Consider the following 7,277-nt stretch of genomic DNA (forward strand, 5'->3'; position numbering starts at 1 on the left):
TTGGTCGATCCGCTAGAATATTATATATCTCGTAAAGAATTACAAATGTAGCGCCGGATACGGAACCGTACGTCCGGTGCAATGAGAGGGGCGAGAATTAAACTCCCTCTACTCTATTTTTTTGGCTATAATTAGTTTTGAAATATTTTTAAAGGGGAAAAATAATGATTTTAATTTCATGGAATATTGATTCATTGAATGCGGCATTAACTGGAATTTCAGCTAGAGCAGAAGAGACGCGTGAAGTTTTAGATAAGATTCATGCTTTAAATCCAGATATTATTGCAATTCAAGAAACTAAACTGCGCGCAACTGGCCCAACTAAAAAGCACCAAGCTGCATTAGCAGAAAAGTTTCCAGAATACGATTATGTTTGGCGTTCATCTGAAGAGCCCGCTCGAAAAGGCTATGCAGGAACAATGTATTTGTACAAAAAGGGATTAACTCCAGCAGTTTCTAAACCAGCAATTGGTGCACCTGAACCAATGGATGAAGAAGGACGAATAATCACTTTAGAATTTGATAAATATTTTGTTACTCAAGTTTATACGCCAAATTCAGGTAATGGCTTAAAACGTTTAGCTGATCGTCAAATCTGGGATCAAAAATATATTGAATATTTGAAAAAGTTAAATGAAGAAAAGCCGGTTTTAGCAAGTGGGGACTATAACTGTGCTCACACCGAAATTGACTTGAAGCATCCCGAAAATAATCATCATTCTGCCGGCTTTACTGATGAAGAAAGAGCAGATTTTACTAATTTACTCGATGCTGGTTTTACCGATACATTTAGAAAAGTTAATGGCAACGTTGAAGGAGTTTATTCTTGGTGGGCTCAAAGAGTTAGAACGGCCAAAGCTAATAACTCAGGCTGGAGAATTGATTACTGGTTAGTAAGCAACCGAATTGCGGATAAAGTAGTTCGCTCAGAGATGATTGATACAGGCAAACGTGCAGACCACTGTCCAATTTTGCTAGAAATAAATCTTTAAATTACCGAAAATACTAGTATAATGAATTTTAAATTAAAATAAGGGTTGAATTTTTTTGAATAACGAGAAAGAAGATTGGGCTTTAGAGCAAGATCTAAAGTACAATCGTCTAACAGCTTTTAAGCTTTTTGCAATGACTAGTTCGATGGTTATTTCCGTGGACGAACTAGCCCCATTTGGTAAAACTGGTGCTACGGCATTATTTTATCTATTGATTGCTGGAATTGCATGGTTTATTCCAATTACTCAAATGGCCGGTGAAATGGCTTCAATTGATGGTTAGGAAAAAGGCGGCATCTTTACCTGGGTTAAAGGCTCTTTAGGAGACAAAATGGGTTGGACCGCAATGTTTTACCAATGGATTCACATTACTGTGGGGATGGACACGATGATGTACGTGATTATTGGTGCATTGTCGATTGCTTTTGGAACTCCTTGGTTTAACACCACGCCAATTGTGCGTTTTATCTTAATGATGATCATTTTATGGGGTGCAACCGCAATTCAAGTTATTGGGATTAGAAAAATCGGACGAATTGCGGAATGGCTATTCATTTTAGGAATTGCGCTTCCGGTAATTTTATTGATTATTTCATTCTTTGTATACTTGGCACAAGGTCATCCAGTTCATATGGTGATTAATTGGCATACGATAGTTCCACATCATTTAAATGGCACTACATTAGTAGCTTTTGTACCATTTATGCTTGCCTTCTGTGGGGGAGAAGCTTCTGCACCACACGTTAAGAACTTAGACCATCCAAAATCTTATTCAAAAGTAATGTTGGCTCTGGCTGCAACTGCAATTTGCTTTGACCTTTTGGGAAGTATGGCAATTGGAATGACTGTTCCTAAAAGTGAAATCTAAAACAGCACAGGTTTCGTTTATACCTATGGCAAACTGTTGACTTCTATCGGATTGCCAGGAGATTTATTGCAAAAGATTGTTGGCGTAATGCTAGCTTGTGGTATTATCGGCGAGCTTGGTAACTGGATCGCTGGTCCTAACCAGGGAATGTACGAAGCTGCTAAAGAAGGCTACATGCCTAAGTTTTTCGCTAAAACAACTAAGCATGGCGTTCCAATTAGAATTATGATTTTGCAATCAGCAATCGTTACTATTTCAGCATTGCTGATTACCTTTACCAGTGGTACCGATGCTGACTTTGCGTTTAATGTTTCATTAGCCGCAACAACAGCACAATATTTGATGGTATATATGATCATGTTAATAGCCTACATGGTTTTGAAGAAAAAACATGAAGATTATCACCGCATGTACTACATGAGCAAGAATCCAAAATTGAGTATTGCAATTGCGATTTTGGCTTTGATTATCACAGTTGTCGCATTCTTTGTTACTTTTGTACCTGCTCAAGGAACTGCAGCAGGATTACGTGGAATTTATGTCTGGACATTAATTGGCATGTGCGCGATCGTTTCAATTTTGCCGTTAGTTCTTTATCACTGGCATGAAAAATGGCAAAAACAATAAATGAAAAGCATTCGTTTTAAAAAACGGATGCTTTTTTAGTAGAATTAGACCAAATGAGGTGAAAAAATGTCGAATGTGATGCGGGATGCTATCTTAAATGGTTTTTATGATGAAAAGATCTTAGGGAATAATTTTTTAAGCCCCAAACTTTTAGCGAATGAGCAGGATGAAAAAATATGGCTAACTTTGCGAGAGGAATTATATCACTGTCAAAGTTTTACTTGGGCTGTAGCCTTTATTACGCAGGATATGCTCGTACCATTAAAAGTCGTTTTAGCTGATTTAGCAGCTAAAGGCGTGGGCGGAACAATAATTACTAGCAATTATTTAAATTTCAATAATCCACGCGTATTTGAAGAGTTGGCAAAAATTCCTAACTTAAAAGTGAAAATTGCGGATGAGTCGGGTTTTCATGTTAAGGGCTATTTATTTGAACACGAAGATTATCAAACTCTTGTAATTGGTAGTGCTAATTTTACCCGTTCAGCCATGCTTAGCAATTATGAATGGGCATTAAAAGCTAGCTCGCGCAATCAAGCCGATTTAACTAAACAATTAGCGCAGAAAATTTCTAGATTGGAAGATAGTAGTTTTGATCTTAGCGCTCAATGGCTAGCTGATTATAAGAATAACTGGCAGCCCGCACCGGTTGCGCATCTAACCAAATCAAAAACAAAAATTGTTCCTAATGAGATGCAGCAAGCAGCGCTCAGAAATTTACAGGGCCTAGTAGATAATGGCGAAAAAAGAGGCCTCGTTGTTTCGGCGACAGGTACAGGGAAAACGTATTTAGGTGCTTTTGCGGTTAAGGATTTTAAACCGAAAAGATTTTTATATGTTGTGCACCGCGAGCAAATCGCTAAAAAGTCGCTTGCAAGTTTTTATCATGTAATTGGTGGAAAAAAGCAGGATTATGGCTTGCTCAGTGGAAATAAGCATGATAAGAATAAAAAATATTTATTTGCGACGATTCAAACTTTATCTCAACCGGATATGCTAAAAAGCTTTGATCCAAATGAATTCGATTATATTTTAATCGACGAAGCGCATAGAGCAGCTGCACCAAGCTATCAAAAGATTTTGCAGTATTTTAAGCCGCAATTTTTATTAGGTATGACGGCTACGCCTGAACGAACCGATGAACAAAATGTGTATCAAATTTTCGATTATAATTTGGCCTACGATATTCGGTTGCGGGATGCATTAGAAGATAAGATGCTGACGCCATTTCATTATGTCGGTGTACAAGATTATGAGTTAAACGGCCAATCAATTGATGAAACAACTGATTTACGCTATTTAGTATCAGAAGATCGCGTAAATTATGTTTTGAAAGAAATTGATTATTATGGCTATTGCGGCGATCAAGCCAAGGGACTCGTTTTTTGCAGTAGAAAAGAGGAAGCACGCGAATTAGCTGACCTTTTCTCAGAGAAAGACCATCCTGCTGTCGCTTTAACCAATGAAGATAGCGAAAGTACCCGTAATAAAATTGTGCAAAAATTAGTTGCTGGTGAAATTGAATATATCGTGGCAGTAGATTTATTTAACGAGGGGATTGATATTCCTGCTTTGAACCAAATCATTATGCTGCGCAATACTGAATCAAGTATTGTTTTTATCCAGCAATTAGGTCGAGGATTAAGAAAATATCCTGGTAAAGAATTCGTGACAGTTCTGGATTTTATCGGTAATTATAAGAATAATTACATGATTCCAATTGCCCTTAATCACGATACAAGTCGCGATAAGGATCAAGCCAAAAGAGAGGCGCGGTTACCTCACTTTATTGATGTTTCTACGATTAACTTTAGTAAAGTTGCATCTGAAAAGATTTTAGCTTCACTAGATCAAATAAAGTTAGACAATATGCGGGAATTGCGGCAGAGTTATCAAAGCTTGAAGAATAAATTGGGTCGCATTCCTTTATTGCATGATTTTGCTCAATATGGTTCAGTTTCGCCAATGGTTTTTGCTAATAATCGCGGACTTGATAATTACGCCGCATTTTTAATTAAAATGGGTGAAGCAGTAAAGCTAAATAATTATGAAAATGCAGTTCTAAGTTTTTTAACTAAAGAGCTTTTGAATGGCAAGCGCGCTCATGAACTAATTTTGTTGCAGATGCTATTGAAGCAGAAACAGGTCAACCAGGAAGACTTTGTCTCAGAATTACGCAAAAAGGAAATCTATGTAAATAAAGCAGTTTTGAATTCGATAGACGATATATTATCGCTTGATTTTTTTGATGTTAAGCAAGGTAAAACTACTAAGAAGGCACAATATGGTGATCAACCCGTGGTAGTTCATAGCAGTTTGTTTGATTATGAATTAAATCAGGAATTATTAAATGCTTTAACTCAAAATAAATGGTTCAAAGATCTGTTTAAAGATGCAGTTGAAACAGGTTTGCTATTAAGTACTAATTATGACCAGCAAAAGCAATTTACTTTATACCAACAATATGATCGAAAAGATGCTTGCAGATTGTTGAATTGGCCTCGGGATGTTTCTGCACCGATGTATGGTTATCGTGTAGGTGATCATGATACGCCGATTTTTATTACTTATCGAAAAGATGATCAAGAAAAGCGGAATGCTTTATATCACAATACTTTAGAAAATGGACGTAGCTTACGTTGGTATACAAGAGTGCCACGACATTTGGATTCAGAAGAAGTGCAGCGATTGTTGAAGACACCAGACATGCATATCCATGTTTTTGTTAAAAGAAGCGATGCCGATGGCAAGCAGTTCTTCTATTTAGGTGAGGCACAAATTCAATCTGATTCGGTTAAGGAAGAATTATTAGGACCAAAAAAGAAGCCTGCCGTAGGGATGAATTTATTGTTGAAGCGGCCGTTAAAAACGAGTATGTCAGAACTTTTATTTGAATAATAAAAAAGACTTTTCCAAATTTTAGGAAAAGTCTTTTTGTTTTATCCTGCGATAAATGTATATGGTTTAATATGATTCAAAATTTGATATCCGACTTGTTTTTGAGCATTTTCGTCACCCGCAGTTTGATTTAGGAACATAATTAAACCATTGCGATTATCAGTCGTCATTTGGAACCAAATACCAAAGTGGGTACCACCAAGATTTCCGTATGCCGATTTTATGGTGTCGTTGTTATCAAGATAAATACCACCGGAATAGTTATTAACCCTGCTTCTTAAGTGAGTAAGGTAATAGAAGTCTGATTTATTTAAAATTGCACCATTGGATAGGCCAACTTGAATTTTGTAATAATCCATTGGGGTAGTAAACATGTTGGCCGCACCTACAAGTTGGGAAGCCTGTGTTTTAGTTATATATTCAGGATCTTGATAATTTTTGACATTCCAAATGTATGAGATGGGATCAGTTTTCCAGCTAGGAATATTTTGGTAAAGATAGGTATTTGCTAATCCTAATTTGTTAACAATACGATTATTAAAATTAGTTTCATATGATTGACCACTAACCTTTTTGATAATACCCGCTAATAGGATGTAATTTGTATTGTTGTAGAAATAAGTGCCAGGAGTACCTGAATCAGTGGAATTAGCATTATCAATTGCCCATTTAACTGCATCATCTTCTGAATAGTCGGTCCCGCGATCAGCTTCCGTATTTACAGCGTTAATTCCGGAAGTGTGGGTCATTAGTTGACCTAGTGTAATATTGTCGGCGTTTTTTAGCTCAGGATACCAACGTGAGATCTTAGTGTTTTGATTAAAACGTTCACTTGTATGCCATTTTTCGTTCATTAATTGAACAACCATGGCAGCAGTCACTACTTTTTGTAAAGAAGCAGTCGGATAGACTACGCTATCATTACCGTTGCCTATTCTTTTGCCATACCAAGCCCAACCATAGCTGATTTGTTGAGGTTTACCATTTTTTATAATAACTATGCTTCCTCGACTGTTGCTTTGAGCTAGAGTGTTTCGTACGTAGCTACGCATTGCACTTCTAGAATAGCTGCTCGCTTGCACCTTATCTGTGTTTGAAGAAATAATTGTTGGTGTAGCAGTAGAAAATAGAGCGGCAACTGCTAATCCGGTGAGTATTTGTTTAAAAATTTTGAAGGCCTCCCTTTAAAGTGTCTAACTTACATTTTAGCGCGATCTTTGCCCTATACAAGTTCAAAATAATAAAGAAAACATTTCAATCATATTATGCTTCAGTTTATTTTGGTTAAATGGCAATAATTTGTTAATATTCTATATTGAATAAATTTGGAAAGGAAAAGTTATGGCAGTAAAAAAGATCATTCATGATCAAGTATTTTTAAGTCAAAAATCGACATTAGCAAGCAAAGAAGATCTGAATACGGCGCTGGATTTGCGTGATACGCTTTTAGCAAATAGAAGCAAAGCAGCTGGCTTAGCCGCAAATATGATTGGCAAACCTAAAAGAATTATTGCTTTCTATATTGGAAGTTTACCTTTCGTGATGATTAATCCTAAAATTATTAAGAAGAATGGTAAGTATACGACTGAAGAGGGATGCTTATCTTTAAGCGGTCAACGTCAGGCAATTCGCTATAAGAATATAACCGTTACTTATCAGAATCTTAATCTTGAAGAAGTAACGCAAGATTTTTCGGAATTTATTGCAGAAACTATTCAACATGAGATAGATCATTGCAATGGAATTTTAATTTAAAAAAGTTGAAAAAATAACTTGCCAAAAAAGAGAAAGTAGGGTAAATTAATAAAGTCGTCTTGAGAGATGACGAAGAGCTCGAGAGCTTTAAAAAAGTTTTTGAAAAAAAGACTTGCAAAGTTAAAGCAAAACGAGTA

At 36.3% G+C, this 7,277-nt stretch carries 4 protein-coding genes and 1 pseudogene; 4 read left to right on the forward strand and 1 reads right to left on the reverse strand.

The features are described 5' to 3' along the window. The first annotated feature begins 164 nt into the window (after positions 1-164). The 3 genes and pseudogenes from B5E95_RS09930 (at position 165) to B5E95_RS09940 (ending at position 5,385) form a co-directional block, all read left to right on the forward strand. Positions 165-992, forward strand: a complete 828-nt coding sequence (locus B5E95_RS09930) for an exodeoxyribonuclease III (protein WP_056945536.1) — start codon at positions 165-167, stop codon at positions 990-992. Positions 993-1,047: 55 nt separating this feature from the next. Next, positions 1,048-2,487: pseudogene (locus tag B5E95_RS09935) on the forward strand (APC family permease). A gap of 66 nt (positions 2,488-2,553) precedes the next feature. Beyond that, complete coding sequence (locus tag B5E95_RS09940; RefSeq protein WP_087236520.1) at positions 2,554-5,385, forward strand: DUF3427 domain-containing protein; 2,832 nt, start codon at positions 2,554-2,556, stop codon at positions 5,383-5,385. A 41-nt stretch (positions 5,386-5,426) separates the two neighbouring features. On the opposite strand, the gene B5E95_RS09945 is transcribed toward B5E95_RS09940, so the two are convergent. Then, positions 5,427-6,437 (reverse strand): serine hydrolase domain-containing protein, encoded by a 1,011-nt coding sequence (locus tag B5E95_RS09945; RefSeq protein ID WP_162606889.1) that lies wholly within the window; start codon positions 6,435-6,437, stop codon positions 5,427-5,429. A 289-nt stretch (positions 6,438-6,726) separates the two neighbouring features. Here B5E95_RS09945 and B5E95_RS09950 point away from each other — a divergent pair, with 289 nt between their 5' ends. Continuing rightward, a complete protein-coding gene (locus B5E95_RS09950; RefSeq protein WP_025006108.1) occupies positions 6,727-7,140 on the forward strand; it encodes a peptide deformylase in 414 nt (137 codons plus the stop codon). The last annotated feature ends 137 nt before the right edge of the window (positions 7,141-7,277 follow it).

The organism is Lactobacillus gallinarum (genome assembly GCF_002160635.1).
Classification (GTDB): Bacteria; Bacillota; Bacilli; order Lactobacillales; family Lactobacillaceae; genus Lactobacillus; species Lactobacillus gallinarum.

Bases quoted from the DNA above. Each gene is read 5' to 3' on its own strand.
- B5E95_RS09930 (WP_056945536.1), top strand. From the start codon at position 165: ATGATTTTAATTTCATGGAATATTGATTCATTGAATGCGGCATTAACT.
- B5E95_RS09940 (WP_087236520.1), top strand. From the start codon at position 2,554: ATGTCGAATGTGATGCGGGATGCTATCTTAAATGGTTTTTATGATGAA.
- B5E95_RS09945 (WP_162606889.1), bottom strand. From the start codon at position 6,437: ATGCGTAGCTACGTACGAAACACTCTAGCTCAAAGCAACAGTCGAGGA.
- B5E95_RS09950 (WP_025006108.1), top strand. From the start codon at position 6,727: ATGGCAGTAAAAAAGATCATTCATGATCAAGTATTTTTAAGTCAAAAA.